The following is a 25180-nucleotide window of genomic DNA, read 5'->3' on the forward strand; positions in this document are numbered from 1 at the left end:
GAACAATGCGGAGCGCTCAATGATCATCATCCGCAATTCCTTCCAGGCACCGCGGCCGACCCCACCGCAGGCCCTCCTCAAGCCCGTCGAGCTGCGATCGGCGCTGATCGTAGATGACCATCCCCTGTTCTGCGAGGCGCTGGCGATGACCCTGACTGGGCTCGTCGGCATCGAGGCGATCGACTCCGTCGGAACCCTGGACGCCGCGCTCGGCCGGTTGGAGGGGGATGCGCCGCCCGACGTCGTGGTGCTCGATCTCAATCTGCCCGACGTGAACGGGCTGGACGGCGTCGTGCGATTGAGGCAGGCGGCACCCAACATCCCGATCGTCGTTGTCTCGTCGTTGGACGAGCTGAGGGTCATTCGCGCCTTGCTCAAGGCGGGCATCAACGGCTTCGTGCCCAAGCACGCAGTTCGGGACGAATTTCGCGCCGCCTTCGCGGCGATCGCACGAGGCGAAATCTACGCCCCGCAGATGGCTCTGGAGCCGGGCGGCACCTCGCTATCCGACGACGCGATCGCCCGTCTGGGCCTCTTGACGCGCCAGCAGGCGAAGATCCTGCAACTCGTCTGCTCCGGCCTGATGAACAAGCAAATTGCCTATGAGCTTTCCATCGCCGAGACCACAGTGAAGGCGCATGTCACCGCAATCATGCGTAAGCTGGGCGTTCAGACGCGGATGCAGGCCGTGTTATTTGCACAGGAGGCTCGGTTTACGGCGCTGACGCCGGAGGAATGATGTCTTCAGGATCCGAAGCTGCCGCCCTCGAGAGTTCGCAGCGTAAGCGCTGGATTCCGGAGCAGTAACGGCTTTACTCTGGTCGTGGGAGGAAGAGGGAATGAGGACATTGGGCGGCATCGCGCGGGAGACGATCGTCCCGCGCGCCAGCGTTCCATCGAGCGACCCTAACGCCGTGGAAACACTGGCGCGGCAACTCGGACCGGGACCTTTTTCGCTGATCATGCTCTTCGTTTCGCCGACGGCCGACCTCGAGCGCCTGCCCGCCGAGGCAGCGCGGGTCTTCGGCGACATCCCGATCATCGGCTGCACCACCGCGGGCGAGATTTCCCACACAGGCTATAACGACGACACCATTGTCGCGCTCGCCCTGCCCTCGGAATACTTCCGCATCGAAACGCTCACCGTCCCCAATCTGGTGCAGCTTGACCCGCCCGATCTCGCCGCCGCCCTCGTTCGAACGCGCGCGGCAATGGCCGACCGCTACCCCGAGCTTGCCCACGAGTTCGCAATTCTACTGGTGGACGGGCTGTCGCAGAAAGAGGACGAGCTGACCTCGGCGCTCGCGGCAGGCATGGGAGCCACGCCGATGCTCGGCGGCTCGGCCGGCGACGGAACGCGCTTCGCCCGGGCCTTCGTGCTCGACGGCCACCGGTTCTTGCAGAACGCGGCCGTGCTGGCGCTGGTGCGAACGGAATGCCCGGTCCGCGTCTTCAATTTCGATCATCTCATACCGACGGAAAAGCGCATGGTGGTGACAGAAGCCGATCCCCGCCGCCGCATCGTCCGCCAGATCAACGCCGAACCCGCCGCAGGAGAGTATGCACGCCTCGTCGGCATGGATCCCGAACAGCTCAGCACCTTCACATTCGCGGCCCATCCCGTTGCCGTGCGCATGGGAACGCGGCACCACGTGCGCGCCATCCGTCAAGTAATGGAGAGCGGCGATCTTGTCTTCTTTTCGGCCATCGACGAGGGCGTCGTGCTGACGATTACCGAGCCCGGAGACCTGATCGGCCAGCTCGGCCGCGAACTCACCCGCCTGTCCTTGCCGGAGCGCCCGACCGCGATCCTTGCCTTCGACTGCATCCTGCGCCGGCTGGAGGCTGAGGAAAAGCAGATCGTGGGTCGCGTCTCCGAGCTTCTGCGTCGCCACGGCGTCATCGGCTTTTCGACCTATGGCGAGCAGTTCGGTCCGATGCACGTGAACCAGACGATGACCGGTGTCGCGATCTATCCGCCAGGCACCGCACTATCCGAGAAGGTTCCGTGATGGCCCGCATCTCCGACTGGCTAATCGATCCTGCCGACAACGCCGAGCGCAACAAGGAGAAGCTTCTGACCATCGCCGAAGTGCTGATGCGCCAGGTCGAGCAGGCTTCCGGCGACCGGGGGATCGCCTACGAGCAGTTCCAGCGCGCCGCGCTGCTGGAGGAGCGGGTCCGACAGCGCACGTCCGATCTTGAATCGACGCTGAAGGTGCTGAACGACACGAACGCGCGGCTCGCCGACGCCAACAGCGCGACCGAGCTTGCTCGCCGCAACCTGGCCGACGCCATAGAGGCCGTGGAAGAAGGCTTCGCCCTCTTCGATGCCGGCGAATTCCTGGTGATGTACAACTCCCGTTTCTGCCGCGATCTCCAGGATGTGCGCGCCATTCTTCGCCCCGGCCTGCCGTTTGCGGACTACGTCGGAGCCGCCAGCCGTTCGCGCTTTCTCGCCTTGCCGGAGGACGAAACGCCGGCCGACTGGATGGCGACACGGATGCAGCGCCATCGCACACGTAGCGTCTTCAAAGTCGCGCTTGTCGGGGACCGTTGGCTTCAGATCAGCGAACAGCCGACGTCCGACGGCGGTACCGTCGTTCTCCAGACAGACGTCACCGAGATCATACGCATGGAGCGAAGCGAGCGCGGCAGGATGTTGGATGACCAGGCCCGGCTGATCCGCGCGACGCTGGAACATATCAACCAGGGCATCTGCATCTTCGACTCCGACGGTCGACTGGTCGGCTGGAACGAGCGGCTCCGCCTGCTGCTCGACATTCCGGTGACCGTGTTGCGCACCGGCACGGGGTTCGACACGCTGCAGCGGTGGATTCATCGCGACAGCGAACTCGTCAGCGGTATCACTCCGTCGGGCCTTGCCGCCTGGGCGGTGCAGAAGACACCGCGGGCGCCCCTCTCCCTGGAGATCCGGCGCGCCTCGGGAATGATCCTCGTGGTTTTCGCCGAGGCGACGCCGGATCGAGGCTTCGTAATGTCCTTTGCCGACGTCACGCGCGAACGCTTGGCAATCCAGGCGATGCAGCGCGCCAATGCCTCGCTCGAAGCGCGGGTGGCAGCCCGTACCGAAGATCTGCGCGCCGCCCTTGCCGATGCAGAGCGTGCCAATTCCACCCGCGCACGTTTTGTCGCGGCCGCCAGCCATGACCTCCTGCAACCGCTGTCCGCCGCCAAGCTCTTCGTCGCCTCGGCCCGTGACGAGATGGACGACGATCACGCCGGCAGCACCCTGGACAAGGCTCACAAGGCGCTGGCAAGCGTGGAGGCGATCCTCGGCGCCCTGCTCGACATCTCGCGGCTGGACGAGGCGATCGTCGAGATTTCGCCCGTGCGCCTTGCGCCGCTGATCGCCCAGCTCACCGACGAGTTTGCGCCGATGGCCGACCGCAAGGGTTTGAAGCTTGCGATCCTGCCCTGTGCACTGACGGTTTACAGCGACCCGTCCTATTTGAGGCGCATTCTGCAAAACCTTATCGGCAATGCGATCCGCTACACGCGCACGGGCCGCGTGCTCGTGGGACCGCGGCGGATGCCGGCGGGTGTCCGCATCGAGGTGCACGATACCGGTCCCGGCATCCCCGCAGAAGAACAGCGGGCGATCTTTCGCGAGTTCCACCGATTGAACGCCTCGGCTTCCGCCTCCGAAGGCCTGGGGCTCGGCCTCGCCATCGTCGAGCGCGCCTGCGCTCTGCTCAATCACCGACTGACGCTGCGCTCGACGCCGGGGCGCGGCACATGCTTTGCCATCGAGTTGCGACAGGCGCCGGTACACGCCCCTGCAAGCTACCATCGAGGTGACGCTGTGGAAGACGGATCGCCGGGCGACGGCGGCGATCGGATCGCACTTCTCATCGAAAACGACGAGGAGCTGCGCCACGCGATAAGCCTGCTTCTGGAGCGTCGCGGCATCACCGTCCTCGAGGTCGCAAGCGGTGAGGAAGCGCTGGAGCTGGTCGATGAGATGGGCATCGTGCCCGACCTCTATCTGGTCGACCAGCAGCTCGGCGACGGACTGACGGGCGTCGAAACATTGAAGGCCCTCAAGATACGCCACGGCGACCGGCCGGCGAGGATCATCACCGCCGACAGGACGCCGGGCGTTCGTGAGGCCTGTGCCGAGGCCGACGTCGAGATCATCTACAAGCCCATCGACCCCGAGGTGCTCGAAGCCTTCGTCGCCCGAGCAGGATGAGGAGTGCGTATGCGGCATTGCGCCCGCATCCGCGTCTCAATCTATCTGAAGCAATCATCTTTTGACCCTCCACCGTTTCGACCGGCACCAAGGTCGCATTGCATCGCCCTGCCCTTTCGATGTTTGCTTTTGTCAGTTTCAAACCGCAGGGAGAGATGAATGCTGAGAAGAATGGGTATCATGGCGGCGATCGTGCTCGTTGCCGGCGGGGCCTTCGCTGGGGAGCACGAAGTGAAGATGCTGAACAAGGGAGAGAGCGGAGCCATGGTTTTCGAGCCGGCCTTCGTGAAAGCCGAGCCCGGCGACACGATCCGCTTCCTGCCGGCCGACAAGGGCCACAATGTCGAGTCGATCAAAGGCATGCTGCCCGACGGCGTGGACAAGTTCAAAAGCAAGGTCAACGAGGAATACGTGATGACGGTCACAGTGCCCGGCCTCTACGGCGTCAAATGCTCGCCGCACTTCTCCATGGGGATGGTGGCACTGATCCAGGTGGGCGATGTGCCGGTCAACGCCGAAGCCGTGAAGGCGGTGAAACTGCCGAAGAAGGCCGACGAACGGCTGAAAGCCGCGCTTTCCGGCGCGGCGCTTTGAGCAGTCGGAACCCACAAATTCTCGGCGCCGCGCGTCTCACAAGAGCCGCGGCGTCGTAACGTTTTGATCGATTCAAGATGACCTTCGCTATTGGATTTTCCGGCCGGCAAGTTCGCGCGCCGGATCATAGCCCCAGATCGCACCAGCGCCGAAGACCGCGAGCGCCACGATCGTAACAGCAAGGGCGAGCGGCTCGGATTTCGCATGGAGGGCGAAACGGATGAGTTCCACCGCATGTGTGAACGGATTGACGGCGCAGATGTCACGCAGACGCGGCGAGGCTTCTGCCATCTTCCACAGCGGATAAAGGGCGGATGAGAGAAAGAAGACCGGGAAAATGACGAAGTTCATCACGCCGGCGAAGTTTTCCAACTGGCGGATGAACGAGGAAAGTACAAGCCCCAGCGCCCCTACCATCAGCGCGGCAAGCATGATCGCAGGAAAAGCGGCAAGGTATCCGCCCAACGTGAAGCGGATTCCCCAGGCTGCTGCCACGGCGAGAAAGACGTAGGCCTGCAGTACCGAGATCAGACTGCCGGCGACGAGCTTGCATGCCAGCAGCCACCAACGTGGCGGCGGGGCGGTCAGCAACAGACGCATCGAACCCATTTCGCGGTCGTAGACGAGGCTCAGCGAGGACTGCATGCCATTGAACAGAAGGATCATGCCGACGAGGCCGGGGGTGATATATATCTCGTAGGTAATGTAGGTCTGGTAGGGCGGCGTGATCGAAAGGCCGAGCGCAGCGCGGAACCCAGCGGCGAAGACAATCAACCATACGAGCGGACGCACGAGCGCCGCAAGAAGGCGGCCCCGCTGGCCGAGAAAACGCAGCGCTTCCCGCTTGAGGATTGCGCCGAGGGCGACTGCGGCCCGATGAGAAAGGGCGTGCGCAGCTTTCCGCCTGACATCCCCGTCCAGATCGTCGGCATCGACGACGTTCAAGACCTCTGGTCGGTGCGGCGCGAAAGCGTCCCGATCTGGCGCGACGTTCATGAGTGAGCTCCCGTTAAGGCGATGAACCGGCCGGAGAGATCGCCTCCGCCGATCTCTCCGGCCTCGCCGGTGTCAAGCACGCGGCCGCGATGCAGAATGACGAGCCGGTCCGGCGGCCGGATCTCGTCCACGAGGTGGGTCGCCCAGAGCACGGTCAGGCGGTCCTCGGCGGCAAGGCGATGTACATGGTCGACGATGGCGACGCGAGCGGCGGCATCGAGGCCGACAGTAGGCTCGTCGAGGAGCAGGACCGACGGGCGATGTATGAGCGCGCGCGCAATCTCCATCCGTCGCCGGTGGCCGCCGTTGAGCGCTCCGGCCCGTTCGCCGGCACGTTCCGCCATTCCGAGCCGTTCGAGAACCGCCGTTACCCGCATCTCGGCTCGGCGTCCGGCAAGGCCATGCAACGCAGCGAAGTAAAGTAGATTGCGCCGGACCGTCAGATCGAGGTCGATGGTCGGCTGCTGGAAGACGACACCGATGAGCTGAAGAGCGGCATACGGATTACGCGCAAGGTCGTGGCCGGCAACAAAAATGCCTCCGGCTCGCGGCGTGAAGAGCCGGGTCAGCAGACCGAAAAGCGTCGACTTGCCGGCGCCATTCGGCCCGAGCAATGCGCAAAACTGACCCGGTACAACGGAAAAACTGACCTCTTCAAGGGCGCGCCGCGTGCCCCAATCATGCGTGATCGCCTCGACCTTCAGCCCCCCACAGTCGCCCCCTATTCGATGGTAATGGCCACCCTCTGCAGTGCGCCGCTGGTGCCCGGCACCTTCATCTCGTAGCTGCCCGGCCGGACGGCGATGAAGCTGATCTCTGCCTCGCCCGCTTCGTCGAACTCCAGCGAATCGACGCCGAGCGGGCGCACCTCGATGCCTTCAATGACGATCTCGTTCACCCAGATCGCGCGGAAGAACCCAGCGCCTTCGAGCGCCAGTTCCTGGCTTCCGTCCGCCTCTATCTTCAGCTTGTAGTATGTTCCGGACTTCAGCCTCATCGGCTCGGAGGTGAGCGCCGCACCGGCAGCAAGGGTCAGCTTCGGCAGGTCCTTCCGGTTGGGCGCGGAAAGCAGCCCGGCAAGACCCGCATGCGCCGCCTCGTCAGCCTCCTCGGCGGTGGCGACAACCGTTGGCAAGACCATGGCCAGCATCATTGCAAGCAAGATCGTATGCCTCATCCTCTTCTCCTTGGTTCTGAAAGCCGCTACGGCCGCATCGCCGCGCCCCAGGGGAAACGCCCAACCTTGACCGACTTTATCGGCTCGCGCGCGGCCACATCGACCGCCGTCACGTCGCCCGAGACGCCGTTTGTTGTGAAAAGCTGTTGGTGGTCCGGCGAAAAGGCTACGTGCCAGACGCGTCGACCGACCAGAACGTATCCTTCAACCTCGAATGTCGTCATGTCGACCACAGCGAGGTGGTTTGCCGGGCCAAGCGCGACGAACGCCGCCTTGCCATCGGGCGTGAAATCGAAACCGACGGGCTGGATGAGATCGGCATTGATGCCCGTGATACCAAAGCCGATCTTGCTCTTCTCCGACCGCGTGGCGACGTCGAACACCGTCACCGTGCCTCCGATCTCGGAGGAGACCCAGAGTTCCTTGCCGTCCTTGGTGAACTCCGCATGGCGCGGCCGGCTGTCGACGAGCGTGTTCGCAACGATCTTCATCGTCGTCGTGTCGATCCAGTGGGCCATGTTGGTCGTCTCCGACGTCGCCACCACAAGCTTGCCATCGGGCGATACGGCCATGCCTTCCGGCTCGATGCCGACATTGATCTGCGCCACGACCTCCCTCGTCTCGACATCGACGACGGTCGTTACCGCATCGTCCTCGTTGGCGATCCAAAGGTGCTTGTCGTCGGGGGCGAGAACGAACTGTTCCGGATCCTCCCCGGAGGGCAGCTCGTGAAGGACCTCACCCGTCTTGGGATCCATCACCTGCACCGCGTCGCTGTCCGATGCGCAGATGTAGACGCGCGAGTGGTCGGAGTTGAACGTGATGCCACGCGGGCGCTCGCCCGTCTCGATCGTGCGGACGACTTCAAGCGTCGTGGTGTCTATGACCGAGATATTGTCGTCCTTCTCGTTGGTGACCCAGATTTCGCCGGCAGCCGCGGTAAGGGGAACCGCGGCAACAGCGACGACAACCGAGCAAGGAAACAGCGATCTCATCTCATCCCCCCAAAGGCCGCGCACGCGCTCTCCGCCCGATCGAGGCCGAGCGTGTCCATCTCGTTTTCCTGGTGCAGAAAGCCGTCGAGCGGCGCGAGCTCGACCAGGGCGCGCGCGTTGACCACCGGCATCGGCTGGCGCAACTGGCCGTTCCAATCACGATAGCTGAGGGAACGGCCCTTGAAACCGTCGAGGGCAAAGGCATCCGACAGGATGTAGGCCTTGAGCTTCCCCGGATCGGTGGAGTTCGTCCGCGTCACCGCCTCCCCGACGGTGCGGAGCGCCGCCCAGGCGGCGTAGTCGCGCGACCGCATCTCCCGCTTGGCAACGCTTTCGAAGCGGTTCTGCAACTGGACGGCACCCCATTGCTCCAGAACGGGCGCCCATGCCTCACCGCGCAAGCCGTCGGAGCCGGCGATCGGGCGGGGCAGCCAGGTGTTGTCGCCGACATACCGGGCGAAGTCGTCGGTCTCGTCGGCAATGAGAACGACGTCGTGGTCCGGCAAGTCCTGGGTGAAAAGCGGGACCTCCTTGCCGGCGGCGCGCCTGAGATCCGTGTCGAAGGTCCAAGCCTTTTCGGCGAGGATTTCGACACCGAACTTTGCCGCCGCGGCACGTAAGGTGGCAGCGAAGGCCTCGTCCCGCGGTCGGGGGCCGACGATCAGGGCGGTGCGCGTCCAGCGGCGCGCCTTCAGCACCTGCATCAGCGCATCGGCTCGCATCGCGTCCTCGGCGATCGTGTGCAGAAGATTGGGCCGGCAGTCGGCGTCGCGCAGGCGGCGCTCGCCGGATGCGACGTTGAAAATCAGCGCGCCCTTGGCGTCCGGCAAGTCGGCGACGGCCAGAACGCTCTCGGCAGAGGCATCGAGCAGCAGGACGGACGAGGCGGCGAGCGCCTTCTTCGCCGCCCCGGCAAGATCACCTCCGGGCGCAACGGAAACCACCTGCAGCTTGTAGTAATGGCCGAGAAAGCTGCCGGTCGTCTCGGTGTCGGCGAGAGCAACCTGGGCCCCGGCGATCCCCAGGTCCGCGGGGATCGGATCGAGATTGGAAAGCACCGGCGGCGCCTTCTCCTCGTGACGCAGGTACGTCAAGGCAATCGTGATCTCCGCCTGCGCGGGAGCGCCAAGAAGCGCGATGAGCAGGCAGGCTGGCACGCTTCGAATGCCGCGGTTTTTTGGCATTGGATACTCCTCCCGCACACGAGCTTAAGGCGGACAGCGCGGAGCGCGGAATACGACCTAGGTACCATGCCAGGCCGCGACCTAGGTCGTATTCCGCGGCGCCGGCGGCTGGCGTTAAAAAGCATCAGCGAGATCGTGGAGGAGGAAAAGATGTCCAGGAATCGTTTCCGCGCCGGGCTTGTGGCGCTCACACTTCTGGCGACTGCGACGATCGTCGTCGCGCATGGTGACGTCGCGCCCCAGCCGGTCAACACCGACGCACTACCGGATGTCGGTGAGGAATGGCTCACCGAAAACCCCTATCGCGAGGCCGCGGTCGGACGTGACGTCTGGCTGAAAGCCGTCGAGATCGGCGCGTCCGGATTCACCCAGAATTGCGCCCGCTGTCATGGGCTTGGCGCCGTATCCGGTGGGCTCGCCCCGGATCTCCGGCTATTGGAAGCGGAGGAATACGGCGACGAATGGTTCATCGAGCGTTTCCGCGACGGCTACACCCAGGACGGCACGACCAAGATGCCGGCCTTTGGCGACGTTCTCGGCCAGAAGGCCGCCTGGGCGATCCGCACCTATATAGAGACGCGGCCGGAAGACGGGGCGCTCGACGATCATGCGGACCGGTTGCACGAAGTCAGAGACGAGCTTGCTTCCGCCAAGGTCGAGGACCCCAAGGCGCTGAAAGCCGAGCTTGAGAAAATCGCGGCCGAGGTCAAGACAGCCTCCGGTGCGCCGGTTGCCGACAGCGTCGCCTACGAGGCGGCCCGAATCCTCGCCGAAACGCCGGAAAGCTGGAAAAAGGCGAGCGAAATCCTCACCGTCGGGCTTTCGGCGACGGAGTGAGCGATGAACGCGCGTCGAGCCATGGCGGTCGCCCTACTGGCTTGCGTTCTGCCTGCCGTAGCCTTCGCGCGATGCGAGGGCTACGTGCCCCAGCCAAGACCGCAGAATACGTTTGCGCAGGATGTCGGGCGCTCATTCGACCGGGTGATCGAGGAGGGCTGGATAGAGTTCGCTGCCTACGAGGATTTTCCGCCGTGGTCCTATGAAGAGAACGGCCAGGTCCGCGGGATCGATGTGGACATCGGCCGTCTGATCGCGGCAGCCCTTGGCGTCGAGGCCCGCTTCCGGCTCGTGCAGGCGGGCGAAACGCTCGACGCCGACCTGCTCAATTACGTCTGGAAAGGCGCGACGATCGGCGGCCACGTCAGCGACGTGATGCTGCACGTGCCCTATGACAGCGTCTATGCCTGCCGGATCGAACAGGTGACTTTCACCGGCCAATATGCGGCCGAGGTCATAGCGATCGCCTACGACCGGAAGGACTATCCCGAAAATGGTCCGACCCCGGCCTTCTTCCGTTTCGACAGCGTGGCCGTGGAGAACGATTCCATCTCCGATTTCTATCTGACCTCGCTCCTCGGTCCAGTGCACAAGATCCGCCGCTACCGCAGCACTACACTCGCCGTGAAGGGGCTTGCAACCGGCGAGACGATGGCCGCTATGGCCCCGCGCGCCGAGCTCGAGGCGGGTGTCGCCGCGCAGCCCGAAGCGGGCCTCGCGGTGCATCGGCCGGGACTTGTCGGATTCGCGCGCGGCAGATGGACCCTCGGGGTCGGCGTCAATTTCCAGCACAAGGATCTCGCCTATGCGGTCGACGATGCTATCGCGGCGGCCCTCGCCGACGGAAGAATCGCAGCGATCTTCAAGCGCTCGAGCGTAACCTTTGAAAAGCCGGAGCGATAATGTTCTCACGTTATCGCCCGCACCATTGACTTGCTTCAACTTGATTGTTGTCGTTGGAAAGCAAGGCATCGCGGAGCGGCAGCAACTGGATTCCAGATGCAAGCTGCTATCCCGCCCTGTGGCGCAAGCCCCTCATGATCCGGAAGCGGTCTCAAATCTCGATGGCGAGCAGCGGGGAGCGGGACCTGGTCGGTGTGCCCAGGCAAACCATTCGACCTTGCGGGTGGCTTCGGAAAACACGCGAGAACTCGCCCTTGCGATTGGCGCCCCGATCGAGGATCTCTACCGGAATAGCAAGAACCAACCGGAATCGGCTGTCGCCACGACAAGGCCGACGCTCAAAAGCGAAATAGGCGCCGCTCATCCCCATGGCCTGCAGGGCCTCGGCGTTGCGGCGGCCGGCCTCAATGAACTCGGCGCGGCTTCCTCCGAGCTGAGCCAGCCGCTGCATCGGCTGCCGCAGCGTCACCTCGCTGACCAGTGTCAGGGCGATCAGGATCACCGCGCCGGCGACGGCGAGCCAGCCGAGATAGGCATGGAACAGGAAGAGGATCGCGAGATAAACCGGCAGCCACGGCATGTCGCAGATCGCGACCGGGCCCTGCCCGCTCTTGAACTGGCGGACCTGGTCGAGATCGCGCAGCGGCTGCGAGATCGCCTCCTCCTTCGACATCCGAAGCGGCAGCTTCAGGACGGTATCGAAGGTCGCACCGCCCAGCTCCTCCTCAAGCCGCTGGCCGATCTGGGTGAGGATTCGTGAGCGGATGACTTCCAGGGAGGCCGAGAAACAGATAGAGGCCGATCGCGAGGATCGACAGCGCCACCAGCGTCGGCACGCTGCGGCTGGCGAGCACCCAGTGTGCGCCCGAGACGGAGGACGTCCTGGCCGAGCCGATCCTGATCGTGCCGACCTGGATCATGAGAGTTCGCCGGAGCTTGTCTTCGCTGGCCGACAGTCCACTCCATACCTTGTCAGGGCGACGATACCTATGAACTGGCTTATCGGCCGCGATAGACGAAATCGACTGATGGTGTCGCCGCAAGCGCGTCCGCTTCGCGCGTCAGATGCTCGCGCAGCGGCGATCGGATGCAGACCGGATCGGTAGCGTTGGCATCGCCGGCAAGCGCCAGCGCCTGGCAGCGGCAACCGCCGAAATCGACCGCCTTGCGCTCGCAGCTTCGGCAGAGATCCGGCATCCAATCGTCGCCGCGATAGGCGTTGAACGCATCACTGTCGTACCAGATCCTGGCGAGCGAGCTTTCGCGTATGGTCTCGAAGGACAGGCCCGGAATGGTTTCCGCCGCATGGCACGGGAGCACCCGCCCCGAAGGCGTGACGTTCAGGCCCACCCTGCCCCAGCCGCCCATGCAGGCCTTCGGGTATTTCGAATAATAATCGGCCGGCACATAGTCGATCACCAGTATGCCCTGATAGTTTTCGCGCGCCTTCGCCACGGTTCGCGTGGCGCGCTCGACCTGCTCGCGCGTCGGCATCAGCGCCGCCTTGTTGCGCTCTGCCCAGCCGTGGAACTGCACCGTCGCGATCTCGATCCTGCGTGCCTTCAACCGGACCGCCAAGTCGATCATGGCGTCGATCTCGCCCATGTTCTGCTTGTGGCAGACGGCATTGATCGTCAACGGGATGCCGGCATCCGCCGCCCAGCCCGCGACAGCCATCTTCCGCTCATACCCGCCGGCATATCCACTGATCCGATCGGCGCTTTCCGGCGAAATGCCCTGGATGGAAAGCTGGATGTGGTCGAGCCCGGCATCGGCCAGGCTGGCAATTCGGGCCTCAGTCAAGCCCACGCCGGAGGTGATCAGATTGGTATAGAGCCCGAAGGAGACCGCTGCCCGGGTCAAGTCGACCAGATCCCTGCGCGCCGCTGGCTCGCCGCCGGACAAGTGCAGATGCAGGACGCCGAGATCGGCGGCCTGCTCGAAGACGCCGATCCATGCCTCGGTCGAAAGCTCCTCATTTGCCCGCGTCAACGCGATCGGATTGGAACAGTAGGGACAAGCGAGCGGACAGCGATGCGTCAGCTCCGCCAGCATCGCCATCGGCGGAGGCGCCCGCGGGGTTTTGCCCATGGCATCGGCTGTCAGCGTGATCGTATCGCTCATTCGACGATCTCCAGCATGCGGCGGATGGAAAGCTCCCGGACGAAGGCCATGACGTCCTCGGCAATCTGGGGTGCGGGAGCGTCGAATTTCTCCGCGAAATCAGCGGCGATCTGATCGAGAGTCCGCTCGCCATCGAGGGCTTCGACGATGGCGACGGCGATATCGTCCACAGCCATCGCACGTTCCGGTGCCAAAAGGACCGTCTGACCGCGAACGGCGTCCTCGCGGAGCCGAACCCCTCGCGCGAGCTTCACGACGCTCGCCCCTGAAATCACCGGCCCATCCATGGTCATTCCGCCGCCGGCTCGCGAATCACCCCATCCCGGCCGTTCCAGGCTCCCGGCGGAATGCGGGCGGGTGCGACATAGGCCGAGTAAAGGGCGTCGAGCTGGGCCCAGAGAACATCCGTCTTGAAGGTGAGCGCAGCAGCCGCGGCATCCTGTTTTTCCCGCGTGTCGGCGTGATCGAGGACATAGCCTAGACCGAATTCGACGTCGCGCGGCGCCTCGGCCAGCCTTTGGCGGAAATAGGCCAGCGCGGCGTCATCGGCGAAGGCGTAGTGCTCCAACAGCCCGGCGATGCGTTCCGAATGGATCTTCGGCGCGAAAAGCTCGGTCAGCGAGGATGCCACCGCCTCGAGGAGCGGCTTTTCCCGCACGAACGACACATAGGCGTCCACCGCAAATCGCGTCGCCGGCAGCACGCCCTTCGTCGAAGCGACGTAGCCGGGATCGAGGCCGACGGCCTCGGCGAGACGCAGCCACCGCCGGATGCCACCCCCCTCCCCCAGGCCGCCATCATGATCCTCGATGCGGGAGCGCCAGGCGCGACGCAGTTGGGGGTCGTCGCAACGCGACAGGAAGGCCGCGTCCTTCATCGGAATCCGGCTCTGGTAATAGTAGCGGTTGATCACCCAGGCGCGGACCTGCGTGATCGTGCAGCCGCCGCCATGCAGCATCACGTGAAAGGGATGCTTGTCGTGGTAGCGCTCCTTGCCGATCTGCAGAAGCCGGGCATGAAAATCTTGCTTGTCTGATGCTGTCGTCACGGGCGGACCTCCATGCCGTCGAACCCGACTTCGAAGCCGCAGCCCTCGACGCGTTCGCGCTCGGCTCCGGCCCGCCAGATCGGGTTCGTGTTGTTGATATGCACATAGATCGTGCGCCGGATGCCGAGGGCGCCAAGCGCATCGAGGCTGCCGCCCGCGCCGTCGATCGGCATATGGCCCATGCGGCGGCCGGTCTTGTGGCCTGTACCGGTCACGATCATCTCGTCATCAGAGAATAGGGTGCCGTCGAAGAACACCGCATCGGCGTCGCGGAGGCGCGCGACAAGCCCCTCCGTCATCATGGCGCAGCCCGGAACATGGTAGACACGCTTGCCGTCAGCCTTGAGTTCGAGGCCGACCGTATGTTCGCCCTCGACATCGAGAGCCGGCTCGCCGTCTTCGAGGAAGAGCGGCACCTTGCCGGGAACGGCGAAGAACCGCACCTCAAGACCCGGAAGTGGAAAGAAAGCCTCTTCGAGGACGACGATCCTCCTTGAAACCAGTTCCGGATCGAGAACCTGGAAGACCGGATTGTCCGTGATGATCCGGTCGACCGCGCCGGTCGAAAACAGCGTGAACGGCTGTTTCTCCCGCAGGACGAGGAGCCCGGCGAGATGATCGATGTCGCCATTGGTCAGCACCACGCTCCTGATCGGGCTGTGACGCAACCGGCGCGGCTGCAGCGGCCGATTGGCCCGCACTTGCTCACGGATGTCCGGAGAGGCGTTGAAGACCGCCCAGGCCTCACCGTCGAGACTCACCGCAAGCGACGACTGGCTCTGCGGCCTGAGGCCGGAGGCTGGATCGCGCGCCATCGAACAGTTGCGGCAGCCGCAATTCCATTGCGGGAGACCGCCGCCAGCGGCGGCCCCCAGAACGATGATGCGAAGATCGGACGTCTTCTTCACGGCAATCCCTGATGAGTTGGAGGCCGACCCTCGAAAGGCTGCGCCTAGAACAGGATCGGCTCATCCCCGTCCGCCGGAGCGTAGCGGGTGATTTCCATCGCGCAGCTGACTTCAATGAATTTCGGTTTATGCCAGGACATGTCTCCTCCGTTCGTCCAGATCAGTGTGCCGCCCTGCATTGCCGGCGCCTTCGCAACCAGGTCGAACACGAAACAAGCTTTGCCCTCAGGCGCCGCTTGGTGAAAAGCCGGAACAGCCTTCCGCCGCACCGGCAAAGCCCGGCGTCGCCATCGCCGGGTTTTCGATCGCATCACGCCGCACGCAGCGCCTGGCGGCGGGGCGAACGGGAGACCACGCAAGTCCTCCTCCATGTTGAATGGTATCACGGTTCAAGGGCCTCACAATTAAGACCAAGGTGGCGGTCGACGCCGCGCTTGCGCGCGCCGAGGCCGAAACGTGGTGAATGGCGCCGGCTTTGGATGCCCGGCTTAACGGAACGCGTTCAGGGGATAGGGCTTGGCGACGACCGGCAGGTATCGCGCGCCGGAAGCCAGCAGAAAACGCTCGAACGCCTGCATCGCAGGGGTGGTGGCACGGTCCGAGCGGGACACGCCGAACCATTGCCGGCGGATCGGCGTATCGACGACATCGAGAATGACGAGACGGCCGAGCTTCACCTCCTGCTCGATCGTGTGGGCCGAGATGAAGGCAATGCCCAGGCCGGCAATGACGGCCTGCTTGATCGTCTCGTTCGATGCGATCTCGGTGCCGACCTCCTCCAGCTTGTGCGGCGTGTCGGTCAGGAAAATCTCGAGCGAAATCCGCGTCCCCGATCCCTTTTCCCGCACCAGGAACTGTTCCTGCGCGATCCGCTCCCGCGAAATCTCCAGGACCCCCGCGAGCGGATGAGCAGCGGGGGCGATGAAGACCAGCGGATGATCGCCGAACACCTGGGCGCGCACCTCGAAGTCGCGCGGTGGTCGGCCCATCAGCGCAACATCGATCTCGTGGTCCCTGAGCTTGGCGATGATCTCGGCGCGGTTGCCGATGAAGAGATTGACCTCGATACCCGGTACCTGCTCGCGAAAGGCGGCGATCAGTTGCGGCGCGAAATATTTGCCGGTCGACACGACGCCGAGGCGCACCCGGCCGGTCCGCAGCCCCTTTATCCCGCTAATCGAATCCTCGAGGGCAACCAGGCTGTCCTCGACCGCCCGGGCGGCATCGAGGAAGGCAAGGCCGTAGGCCGTCGGAACCATGCCGCTGCGCGTCCTGTCGAACAGCGGGACGCCGGCATCCCGTTCCAATTGCTGGATCTGCAGCGTGAGCGCAGGTCCAGTCAAGCCCAAGGCCTCCGCCGCAAGGTTGACCTTTCCCAGGCGGCAGATCGCTTCGACGGTGCGAAGTTGGCGAAGTGTCACGTTGCGCATCGAAGCGAAGTAAGAAAATCTAATTTCCAAAGTCAATTGAATAAATTTTACAAACTCAACGTTTGCGCCATGCTTTCCTCGACATCGAGTGGGAGGAGACAGCATGTCAGGCGCAACTCTCGAGGCTTACCTCGCTTCATGCACGGCCCATGGCGACGACCTCTCCCGGGAGGTCGCAACAGTCATCCAGAGTCTGGCAAGGGCCGCTCTCGACGTCCGCAAGATCGTCAGCCAGGGAGCGCTTGGCATGGCGATCAACGGCACGCGCGGCACCAGCAGTGCCAACGGCGATCTCCAGAAGGATCTGGATGTCCTCAGCGACGACCTGTTCCTGTCGTGCCTTCAGGGCGCACCGGTCGCATGCTACGCCTCGGAGGAACGCGAAAATCCCGTCCAGCTCGACCCGAACGCACGCCTTGCGGTGGCCATCGATCCGCTCGACGGCTCCTCGAACATCGACCACAACATCTCCATCGGCACGATCTTTTCCGTGCTTCCCGCCGTCAAGGGGCCGGAGGTGGACCCCTCCCAGTCCTTTCTGCAACCCGGAAGCCGGCAACTGGCGGCGGGCTTCTTCGTTTACGGACCGCAAACAGCGCTCGTGCTCTCGCTCGGCAAAGGCACGGAGATTTTCATCTTCTCCAGCCGGCTCGGCTGTTTCGTCGAGGCATACAAGTCGATGAACATCCCGGAGCGCACCAGCGAATTCGCGATCAACATGTCGAACTACCGCCACTGGGAAGAAGCGATCCGGCTCTACGTCGATGATTGCCTGGCAGGCTCGGAGGGGCCGCGCGAGCGGGAATTCAACATGCGCTGGATCGCCTCGCTCGTCGCCGAGGCCTATCGGATCCTAATCCGCGGCGGCATTTTCCTTTATCCAGCAGACGGCCGGAAAGGCTACGGTCAAGGGCGGCTGCGGCTGGTCTACGAGGCCAACCCGATCGCTTTCGTCATCGAGAACGCTGGCGGCCTGGCGACGACCTGCCTCAGTCCCATTCTCGATCTCGTTCCGGAAAACCTGCACCAGCGCGTGCCGCTGGCATTCGGTTCGCGCCGCGAGGTAGCGCGCGTCGCCCGCTACCATGTCGACCCCAACATGATCGGCGAACGCGCACCGCTCTTCGGCAAGCGCGGCCTGTTTCGAGCCTGAGGAGAGACCGGATGTCAGCCAAGCACCCAATCATCTCCATAACCGGCTCCTCCGGCGCCGGCACCACGACGGTCAAGGACACGTTCGAGAAGATCTTCAAGCGCGAGAGCATCTCGGCATCGTTCATCGAAGGCGACGCCTTCCACCGCTTCGACCGGGAGACTATGCGCCGCAAGATAGCCGAGGAGAAAGCCAGAGGCGTCGACTTCACCCATTTCTCCGCCGAGGCGAACGAACTGGAAATTCTCGAAAGCGTCTTTGCCGAATACGGCAGGCGCGGCGTTGGACGCACCCGCCACTATGTGCATGACGATGCCGAGGCCGCAAAATACCGCGCCGAACCCGGCACATTCACGGACTGGGAGGAATTCCGCGACAGCGATCTCCTGTTCTACGAGGGGCTTCATGGCTGCGCCGTCACCGACACGGTCAACCTCGCGCAGCATTGCGACCTGAAGATCGGCGTCGTTCCGGTGATCAACCTCGAATGGATCCAGAAGATCCATCGGGACAAGGCGACACGCGGCTATTCCACCGAGGCGGTGACCGACACGATCCTGCGGCGTATGCCCGACTACGTCCATTACATCTGTCCGCAGTTCTCGCTGACGGACATCAACTTCCAGCGCGTGCCGATCGTCGATACGTCCAATCCCTTCATCGCCCGCTGGATACCGACGCACGCCGAATCCATCCTGGTCATCCGCTTTGCCAAACCGCAAAGCATCGATTTTCCCTACCTGCTGTCGATGCTCAACAACAGCTTCATGTCGCGCGCCAATTCCATCGTGGTGCCGGGCGACAAGCTTGATCTCGCCATGCAGCTGATCTTCACCCCGCTCATCCACAAACTGCTCGAGCGCAAACACCGCATGTCGTGAGGAGGACATCATGAATGTTTCGCAGCAGATCGAAACCCGTGCGCCCGCATCGGAACGCAACATGGCCGACGCCATCCGGTTTCTCGCCATGGACGCCGTTGAGAAGGCCAAGTCCGGCCACCCCGGCATGCCGATGGGCATGGCCGACGCGGTGACCGTCCTCTTCAACCGCTTCATCAAGATCGACCCTTCCCTGCCTAACTGGCCGGATCGCGATCGTTTCGTGCTTTCGGCCGGCCATGGCTCGATGCTGCTCTATGCCATCCATCACCTGATCGGCTTTGCAGACATGCCGGTGGCCGCGCTCTCATCGTTCCGCCAGCTCGGCTCGAAAACCGCTGGCCATCCCGAATACGGCCATGCCCTCGGCATCGAGACCACCACCGGTCCGCTCGGCCAGGGCATCGCCACCGCCGTTGGCATGGCGATTGCCGAACAGATGATGGCCGCCCGCTTCGCCAGTTCGCTCTGCAATCACTTCACCTATGTGGTCGCCGGCGACGGCTGCCTGCAGGAGGGCATCAGCCACGAGGCGATCGATCTTGCCGGACATCTGAAGCTGCGCAAGCTGATCGTGCTCTGGGACGACAACCGCATTTCGATCGACGGTTCGACCGAGCTCTCCACGTCGATAAACCAACTTGCCCGATTCCGCGCCGCCGGGTGGGACGCCCAAGCCGTCGACGGCCACGACCCTGAAGCCGTGGCGAAGGCGATCGAGCGGGCGCGCCGAACCCGCAAGCCATCGCTGATCGCCTGCCGCACCCGGATCGGCAAGGGCGCCGCCAGCATGGAAGGCTCGCACAAGACGCATGGGGCGGCGCTGGGTGAAAAGGAAATTGCTGCCACGCGCGAAAAACTCGGCTGGCCGCATCCGCCCTTCTTCGTGCCACCGGAAATCAAGGCCGCCTGGGAAAAAGTGGCGTTGCGAGGCCGCATGGCCCGCGAGGCGTGGGAAATTCGGCTCGACGCTTCGCGCTCGAAAAAGCGCTACGAACAGACCGTCGGACGGCAGCTCGACGGCGAGCTCGCGCCGTTGCTGGCAAAGTTCCGGGCAGCACATCGCACAAGGGCTACGAAGGTAGCGACGCGGCAGGCCTCCCAGATGGTGCTGGAGGTCATCAACGAGGCGACGACGTTGACGATCGGCGGCTCGGCCGATCTCACCGGCTCGAACCTGACGATGACGTCGCAAACTGGGGCCGTTGCACCGGGCAACTTCAAGGGCCGTTATCTGCATTACGGCATCCGCGAGCACGGCATGGCGGCCGCCATGAACGGCATCGCCTTGCATGGCGGCTTCATCTCCTATGGCGGTACTTTCCTGGTCTTTTCGGATTACGCGCGCGGCGCGATGCGTCTCTCGGCGCTGATGGGCCTGCCGGTCGTCTATGTGTTGACGCATGATTCCATCGGCCTTGGCGAGGACGGTCCGACCCACCAGCCGGTCGAGCATCTGGCAATGCTGCGCGCCACCCCGAACCTCAACGTCTTCCGGCCCGCCGACATCATCGAGACCGCCGAATGCTGGGAGATCGCCTTGGGCGAGACGGGCACGCCGAGCATCCTTGCCCTTTCGCGGCAGGCCTTGCCGATGCTGCGCCAAACGGAGAAGGCCGAGAATTTGTCGGCGCTCGGAGCCTATGTCCTGAAGGAGGCGCGCGGACCTCGGGACGTCACCCTGCTTGCCACCGGGTCGGAGGTCGAGATCGCTGTCGCCGCCGCTGAACGCTTGCAGGCGGAGGAAGGCATAGAGGCGGCGGTGGTCTCCATGCCCTGCTGGGAGAAGTTCGAAGTGCAGGACCCGTCCTATCGGAGGCAGGTGCTCGGAGATGCCCCACGCATCGCGATCGAGGCGGCCGGCCGCCTTGGCTGGGACCGCTGGATGGGGCCTGACGGTGCCTTTGTCGGCATGACCGGCTTCGGTGCCTCGGCACCCGCCGCGGACCTCTATCGACATTTCGGCATCACCGCCGACCATGTCGTCGCCGAAGCGTTGAAACTTGTTCGCCGGGATGCCCGAACGCCGCCGTCCATCACCCGCGGGATTGGCCAGCAGGCGGTCAAACGCATCGTCGGAACATCTCAGGAGGCTTGACCATGGCCCGCATCACGCTCCGCCAATTGCTCGATCACGCCGCCGAGCGCAGCTACGGGGTGCCGGCGTTCAACATCAACAACATGGAACAGGGGCTGGCGATCATGGAGGCGGCGCGCGCCTGCGACGCTCCTGTGATCCTGCAGGTTTCGCGCGGCGCACGCTCCTACGCCAACGACATCATGCTCGCCAAGATGATGGAAGCGCTTGAAGAGATGTATCCCGACATTCCGCTCTGCATCCATCAGGATCATGGCAACAATGTCGCGACCTGCCTCACGGCGATCCAGCACGGTTTCACCTCGGTGATGATGGACGGCTCACTGAAAGAGGATGCAAAGACACCCGCCGACTACGCCTATAACGTCGCGATCACGGCGGAAGTAAGCCGCCTCGCCCATATGGTCGGCGCTTCGGTCGAGGGTGAGCTCGGCTGTCTCGGATCGCTCGAAACCGGCCATGGCGAGGCTGAGGATGGCCACGGCTTCGAAGGCGCACTCGATCGTTCGCAGCTTCTGACCGACCCGGACGAAGCCGCCCGCTTCGTCGCCGACACCGGGGTCGATGCGCTGGCCGTCGCCATCGGCACCTCCCATGGCGCCTACAAGTTCACCCGCAAACCGACGGGCGACGTGCTCGCCATGGATGTGATCGAGAAGATCCATGAGCGGTTGCCGGGCACGCATATCGTCATGCACGGCTCCTCCTCGGTGCCGCAGGAATGGCAGGATGTCTTCAATGCTCATGGTGGCGAGATGCGCGAGACTTATGGCGTGCCCGTCGAGGAGATCGTGCGCGGCATTCGTTTCGGCGTGCGCAAGGTCAATATCGACACGGATCTTCGGCTCGCGGCAGCCGCTGCCTTTCGCCGCGTGGCCGATACGAGCCGCAGCGAGTTCGACCCGCGCAAGTTCCTGAAACCCGCCATGGAAGCCATGTCGGCGGTCTGCAAGGCCCGGTTCGAGGCCTTCGGCACTGCCGGCAACGCATCCCGCATCAAGATCGTGTCGATGTCGGAGATGGCCCGCCGCTACGCGAGCGGAACGCTGAAACCCCTGACGGCGCGGTCGCAAGCCGCCTGACCACATTCATCCAGCGAAAGGACCTGTTGTCATGAACGCCGATGCAAAGACCGAGATCAAGGGCAAGGAACGCTACAGGGCCGGCGTGCTCAAATACGCGCAGATGGGCTACTGGAACGGCGACTACGAGCCGAAGGGCACCGACCTGATCGCGCTGTTCCGGATCACGCCGCAGGACGGCGTCGACCCGATCGAGGCGGCCGCCGCCGTTGCCGGCGAAAGCTCGACGGCCACCTGGACGGTCGTCTGGACAGATCGCCTGACGGCCTGTGATCAATACCGCGCCAAGGCCTACCGCGTCGATCCAGTACCGGGAACACCCGGGCAGTATTTCTGCTATGTCGCCTACGACCTCATCCTGTTCGAGGAAGGATCGATCGCCAATCTGACGGCGTCGATCATCGGCAACGTCTTCTCCTTCAAGCCGCTGAAGGCGGCGAGGCTCGAGGACATGCGCCTGCCCGTCGCCTATTTGAAGACCTTCAAGGGCCCGCCGACCGGCATCGTCGTCGAGCGCGAACGGCTCGACAAGTTCGGCAAGCCGCTGCTCGGCGCCACCACCAAGCCGAAGCTCGGCCTCTCGGGCAAGAATTATGGCCGCGTCGTCTACGAAGGCCTGAAAGGCGGCCTCGACTTCATGAAGGACGACGAGAACATCAATTCGCAGCCCTTTATGCACTGGCGCGACCGTTACCTTTACTGCATGGAGGCGGTCAACCACGCCTCCGCCGTCACCGGTGAGGTCAAGGGGCACTATCTCAACGTCACCGCCGGCACCATGGAAGAGATGTACCGCCGCGCCGAATTCGCCAAGGAGCTCGGCTCGGTGATCGTCATGGTGGATCTCATCATCGGCTGGACGGCGATCCAGTCGATCTCGGAATGGGCCCGGCAGAACGACATGATCCTGCACATGCACCGGGCTGGTCACGGCACCTACACGCGGCAGAAGAACCACGGCATCTCCTTCCGCGTCATCGCCAAATGGCTCCGGCTCGCTGGCGTCGACCACCTTCATGCAGGCACCGCCGTCGGCAAGCTCGAGGGCGACCCGTTGACCGTGCAGGGCTACTACAATGTCTGCCGTGAAATGAAGAACGACGTCGACCTCCCGCGCGGTCTCTTCTTCGATCAGGACTGGGCGGATATCAAGAAAGTCATGCCGGTGGCCTCGGGCGGCATCCATGCCGGGCAGATGCACCAGTTGCTCGATCTTTTCGGCGACGACGTCGTGCTGCAGTTCGGCGGCGGCACGATCGGGCATCCGATGGGCATCCAGGCGGGCGCGACCGCCAATCGGGTCGCTCTGGAGGCCATGGTGCTCGCCCGCAACGAGGGCCGCGACATCGCTCACGAAGGTCCTGAAATCCTGCGGGCCGCGGCCAAGTGGTGCAAGCCGCTGGAAGCGGCCCTCGATACCTGGGGCAATATCAGCTTCAACTATTCGCCTACGGACAGTTCGGATTTCATCCCGAGCGTAAGCGTCGCCTGACGGATTTAGGAAAAGGAGAGACGACATGCGTATCACCCAGGGATGCTTCTCGTTCCTGCCCGACCTGACGGATGAGCAGATAACAGCACAGGTCGAATACTGCCTCGGCAAGGGATGGGCGATCGGCGTCGAATATACGGACGACCCGCACCCTCGCAACACCTACTGGGAAATGTGGGGCAATCCGATGTTCGATCTCAAGGACGCCAAGGGCGTCATAATGGAGCTGGAGGATTGCCGCAAGGCCCATCCGCAGCACTACATCCGCCTCAACGCCTTCGACTCGAGCCGCGGACTTGAGACCGTGACGATGTCCTTCATCGTCAACCGTCCGGACGCCGAGCCGAGCCTGCAGATGACCCGGACGGAAAGCCGCGGCCGCAGCCAGCACTATGCCTGGGAAACCCAGCGGTAGAGGAGTTGACAAGATGGCCATGCCGGAAGCTCTGTCAAACACCGAAAGTCTGCCGACATCGGTCGATCTCGCTGAGGAATACAAAGCCTCCGGCGTCGCCGAAATCCTCGACGAACTGGACCGAGAACTCGTCGGGCTGAAGCCCGTGAAACAGCGGATCCGCGAGACGGCAGCCCTGCTGCTCGTCGAGCGGGCCCGCCGTGCAATGGGCCTCAGCCATGAGCCGCCGTCGCTGCACATGAGCTTCACGGGCAATCCGGGCACCGGCAAGACTACGGTCGCCTTGCGCATGGCCGATCTGCTGCACAGGCTCGGCTATATCCGCAAGGGGCATCTGGTGTCGGTGACGCGCGACGATCTGGTCGGGCAATATATCGGCCACACCGCCCCGAAAACCAAGGAGATCCTGAAGAAGGCAATGGGCGGCGTGCTGTTCATCGACGAGGCCTATTATCTCTACCGTCCGGACAACGAGCGCGACTACGGCCAGGAAGCGATCGAGATCCTGCTGCAGGTGATGGAGAACAACCGCGACGACCTGGTGGTCATTCTCGCCGGCTACGCCGATCGCATGGAGCGATTTTTCGAGAGCAATCCCGGCTTCCGCTCGCGCATTGCCCACCATATCGATTTTCCCGACTACGACGACCAGGAACTCCTCTCGATTGCCGAGCGCATGCTCAGCCGTCAGGGCTATCATTTCGACAGCAAGGCGGCGGCGGTGATGAGCGAATACATTGTCCGTCGCCGGCGCCAGCCGCATTTCGCCAATGCGCGCTCGATCCGCAACGCGCTCGACAGGGCTCGGTTGCGGCAGGCAAATCGCCTGTTCGAGGAAAGCGTTGGCCCCGTCGACGCCGAGCAACTGTCAACCATCACGGCTCGGGACATTTCCGCAAGCCGCGTATTCCGGATGGTCGAGCCCAATCATCCGGAGATCTCGTCATGAGCCAGAAGACGATCATAGCCCCCTCGGTGTTGTCGGCTGATTTCTCGCGGCTCGGCGAAGAGGTCGAGGCCGTCTGCGCGGCCGGTGCCGACTGGATCCACCTGGACGTGATGGATGGCCATTTCGTGCCCAACATTACCTTCGGGCCACCGATCATCAAGTCGATCCGCAACCGGACAGACAAGGTGTTCGACTGTCATTTGATGATCGAACCGGCCGAGCGATATCTCGAGGCCTTCGCCGTTGTCGGCTGCAACATCATCACCGTGCATGCCGAAGCAACCACCCACCTCGACCGATCGTTACAGGCGATCCGCGACCTCGGCTGCAAGGCCGGCCTCTCGCTCAATCCGTCGACGCCGGAGAGCGTCATCGAATATGTGCTGGACCGGCTCGACCTGATCCTGCTGATGACGGTCAATCCCGGCTTCGGCGGCCAGGCCTTCATCCCGTCCGTCGTCGAAAAGGTGAGGCGTGTGAAATCGATGATCGGCAGCCGCCCGATCCATCTCGAGATCGACGGCGGCGTGACGCCGGAAACGGCGCCGCTGGTGGCGGCGGCCGGCGCGGATGTGCTGGTAGCCGGCTCGGCTGTTTTCAAGGGTCGGCGAGAGGCTTACGCTGGCAACATACACGCGCTTCGCACCGCGGCCGAAGACCAGTGTGCCCCAGGGCGCACGGCGCTGTAAGAACGGCAA

Annotated in this window: 27 protein-coding genes; 14 read left to right on the forward strand and 13 right to left on the reverse strand. The window is 63.7% G+C overall.

The features are described 5' to 3' along the window. Positions 1-19: 19 nt before the first annotated feature. The 4 genes from RHIBR816_RS0116625 to RHIBR816_RS0116640 all read left to right on the forward strand — a co-directional run bounded on the left by RHIBR816_RS0116625 (position 20) and on the right by RHIBR816_RS0116640 (position 4810). The gene (locus RHIBR816_RS0116625) at positions 20-739 is read left to right on the forward strand and encodes a response regulator transcription factor (RefSeq protein WP_018237703.1); all 720 of its coding nucleotides are present in this window, start codon (positions 20-22) and stop codon (positions 737-739) included. A 100-nt stretch (positions 740-839) separates the two neighbouring features. Then, entirely contained in the window at positions 840-2012 is a 1173-nt protein-coding gene (locus RHIBR816_RS0116630; RefSeq protein WP_018237704.1) for an FIST N-terminal domain-containing protein, read from the forward strand. Next, positions 2012-4216 carry a PAS-domain containing protein gene (locus RHIBR816_RS0116635; RefSeq protein ID WP_018237705.1) on the forward strand — a complete coding sequence of 735 codons (2205 nt, stop codon included), beginning with the start codon at positions 2012-2014 and terminating at the stop codon, positions 4214-4216. The genes RHIBR816_RS0116630 and RHIBR816_RS0116635 overlap by 1 nt, the downstream gene beginning before the upstream one ends. A gap of 159 nt (positions 4217-4375) precedes the next feature. Then, positions 4376-4810, forward strand: coding sequence for a pseudoazurin (locus tag RHIBR816_RS0116640; protein ID WP_026187088.1), 435 nt, complete (start codon positions 4376-4378; stop codon positions 4808-4810). A gap of 87 nt (positions 4811-4897) precedes the next feature. On the opposite strand, the gene RHIBR816_RS0116645 is transcribed toward RHIBR816_RS0116640, so the two are convergent. The 5 genes from RHIBR816_RS0116645 to RHIBR816_RS0116665 are packed head-to-tail and all read right to left on the reverse strand — an operon-like array spanning position 4898 to position 9162. After that, on the reverse strand, positions 4898-5806 hold the full coding sequence (locus tag RHIBR816_RS0116645) for an ABC transporter permease (protein WP_018237707.1): 909 nt from the start codon (positions 5804-5806) through the stop codon (positions 4898-4900). Then, a complete protein-coding gene (locus tag RHIBR816_RS0116650) occupies positions 5803-6531 on the reverse strand; it encodes an ABC transporter ATP-binding protein (RefSeq protein ID WP_026187089.1) in 729 nt (242 codons plus the stop codon). Before RHIBR816_RS0116650 ends, RHIBR816_RS0116645 begins: the two co-directional genes overlap by 4 nt. Continuing rightward, entirely contained in the window at positions 6528-6983 is a 456-nt protein-coding gene (locus RHIBR816_RS0116655) for a hypothetical protein (RefSeq protein ID WP_018237709.1), read from the reverse strand. The genes RHIBR816_RS0116650 and RHIBR816_RS0116655 overlap by 4 nt, the downstream gene beginning before the upstream one ends. Positions 6984-7009: 26 nt before the next feature. After that, complete coding sequence (locus RHIBR816_RS0116660; RefSeq protein ID WP_018237710.1) at positions 7010-7978, reverse strand: YVTN family beta-propeller repeat protein; 969 nt, start codon at positions 7976-7978, stop codon at positions 7010-7012. Then, the gene (locus tag RHIBR816_RS0116665) at positions 7975-9162 is read right to left on the reverse strand and encodes an ABC transporter substrate-binding protein (protein ID WP_018237711.1); all 1188 of its coding nucleotides are present in this window, start codon (positions 9160-9162) and stop codon (positions 7975-7977) included. Before RHIBR816_RS0116665 ends, RHIBR816_RS0116660 begins: the two co-directional genes overlap by 4 nt. Before the next feature lie 150 nt (positions 9163-9312). Here RHIBR816_RS0116665 and pedF point away from each other — a divergent pair, with 150 nt between their 5' ends. Together pedF and RHIBR816_RS0116675 are read left to right on the forward strand one after the other, a co-directional pair. Next, positions 9313-9999: a cytochrome c-550 PedF gene (gene pedF / locus RHIBR816_RS0116670; protein WP_018237712.1), complete on the forward strand. Its 687-nt coding sequence runs from the start codon at positions 9313-9315 to the stop codon at positions 9997-9999. A gap of 3 nt (positions 10000-10002) precedes the next feature. Beyond that, a complete protein-coding gene (locus RHIBR816_RS0116675; protein WP_026187090.1) occupies positions 10003-10902 on the forward strand; it encodes a transporter substrate-binding domain-containing protein in 900 nt (299 codons plus the stop codon). 151 nt (positions 10903-11053) lie between these two features. Here RHIBR816_RS0116675 and RHIBR816_RS34265 read toward each other — a convergent pair whose 3' ends face one another. From RHIBR816_RS34265 to RHIBR816_RS0116720, 8 genes are all read right to left on the reverse strand, one after another. Next, entirely contained in the window at positions 11054-11575 is a 522-nt protein-coding gene (locus RHIBR816_RS34265; protein ID WP_018237714.1) for a hypothetical protein, read from the reverse strand. Between the two features lie 52 nt (positions 11576-11627). Then, entirely contained in the window at positions 11628-11822 is a 195-nt protein-coding gene (locus RHIBR816_RS35300; RefSeq protein ID WP_018237715.1) for a hypothetical protein, read from the reverse strand. 79 nt (positions 11823-11901) lie between these two features. Continuing rightward, on the reverse strand, positions 11902-13026 hold the full coding sequence (pqqE, locus tag RHIBR816_RS0116690) for a pyrroloquinoline quinone biosynthesis protein PqqE (protein WP_018237716.1): 1125 nt from the start codon (positions 13024-13026) through the stop codon (positions 11902-11904). Then, the gene (pqqD, locus tag RHIBR816_RS0116695; protein WP_026187091.1) at positions 13023-13319 is read right to left on the reverse strand and encodes a pyrroloquinoline quinone biosynthesis peptide chaperone PqqD; all 297 of its coding nucleotides are present in this window, start codon (positions 13317-13319) and stop codon (positions 13023-13025) included. Before pqqD ends, pqqE begins: the two co-directional genes overlap by 4 nt. Then, positions 13316-14074 carry a pyrroloquinoline-quinone synthase PqqC gene (gene pqqC, locus RHIBR816_RS0116700; protein ID WP_018237718.1) on the reverse strand — a complete coding sequence of 253 codons (759 nt, stop codon included), beginning with the start codon at positions 14072-14074 and terminating at the stop codon, positions 13316-13318. The genes pqqD and pqqC overlap by 4 nt, the downstream gene beginning before the upstream one ends. Further along, complete coding sequence (gene pqqB, locus RHIBR816_RS0116705; RefSeq protein ID WP_018237719.1) at positions 14071-14982, reverse strand: pyrroloquinoline quinone biosynthesis protein PqqB; 912 nt, start codon at positions 14980-14982, stop codon at positions 14071-14073. The genes pqqC and pqqB overlap by 4 nt, the downstream gene beginning before the upstream one ends. Positions 14983-15026: 44 nt before the next feature. After that, positions 15027-15122, reverse strand: coding sequence for a pyrroloquinoline quinone precursor peptide PqqA (gene pqqA, locus RHIBR816_RS0116710; protein WP_026187092.1), 96 nt, complete (start codon positions 15120-15122; stop codon positions 15027-15029). 348 nt (positions 15123-15470) lie between these two features. Further along, the gene (locus RHIBR816_RS0116720) at positions 15471-16412 is read right to left on the reverse strand and encodes a LysR family transcriptional regulator (protein ID WP_018237721.1); all 942 of its coding nucleotides are present in this window, start codon (positions 16410-16412) and stop codon (positions 15471-15473) included. A 103-nt stretch (positions 16413-16515) separates the two neighbouring features. Here RHIBR816_RS0116720 and RHIBR816_RS0116725 point away from each other — a divergent pair, with 103 nt between their 5' ends. Genes RHIBR816_RS0116725 through rpe form a run of 8 tightly spaced genes read left to right on the forward strand, consistent with a single transcriptional unit; the run spans position 16516 to position 25171 of the window. Then, entirely contained in the window at positions 16516-17565 is a 1050-nt protein-coding gene (locus RHIBR816_RS0116725) for a class 1 fructose-bisphosphatase (RefSeq protein ID WP_018237722.1), read from the forward strand. Between the two features lie 11 nt (positions 17566-17576). Further along, positions 17577-18446, forward strand: a complete 870-nt coding sequence (locus tag RHIBR816_RS0116730) for a phosphoribulokinase (RefSeq protein WP_018237723.1) — start codon at positions 17577-17579, stop codon at positions 18444-18446. Between the two features lie 10 nt (positions 18447-18456). Then, a complete protein-coding gene (tkt, locus tag RHIBR816_RS0116735; protein WP_018237724.1) occupies positions 18457-20544 on the forward strand; it encodes a transketolase in 2088 nt (695 codons plus the stop codon). Between the two features lie 2 nt (positions 20545-20546). Next, entirely contained in the window at positions 20547-21626 is a 1080-nt protein-coding gene (gene fba, locus RHIBR816_RS0116740) for a class II fructose-bisphosphate aldolase (RefSeq protein WP_018237725.1), read from the forward strand. 31 nt (positions 21627-21657) lie between these two features. After that, positions 21658-23118, forward strand: coding sequence for a form I ribulose bisphosphate carboxylase large subunit (locus RHIBR816_RS0116745; protein WP_018237726.1), 1461 nt, complete (start codon positions 21658-21660; stop codon positions 23116-23118). Between the two features lie 25 nt (positions 23119-23143). Further along, the gene (locus tag RHIBR816_RS0116750) at positions 23144-23533 is read left to right on the forward strand and encodes a ribulose bisphosphate carboxylase small subunit (protein WP_018237727.1); all 390 of its coding nucleotides are present in this window, start codon (positions 23144-23146) and stop codon (positions 23531-23533) included. Between the two features lie 13 nt (positions 23534-23546). After that, on the forward strand, positions 23547-24482 hold the full coding sequence (cbbX, locus tag RHIBR816_RS0116755; RefSeq protein ID WP_018237728.1) for a CbbX protein: 936 nt from the start codon (positions 23547-23549) through the stop codon (positions 24480-24482). Continuing rightward, positions 24479-25171, forward strand: coding sequence for a ribulose-phosphate 3-epimerase (rpe, locus tag RHIBR816_RS0116760; RefSeq protein WP_018237729.1), 693 nt, complete (start codon positions 24479-24481; stop codon positions 25169-25171). Before cbbX ends, rpe begins: the two co-directional genes overlap by 4 nt. The last annotated feature ends 9 nt before the right edge of the window (positions 25172-25180 follow it).

The sequence above is a fragment of the Ensifer sp. BR816 genome, from assembly GCF_000378985.1.
Lineage (GTDB): Bacteria > Pseudomonadota > Alphaproteobacteria > Rhizobiales > Rhizobiaceae > Sinorhizobium.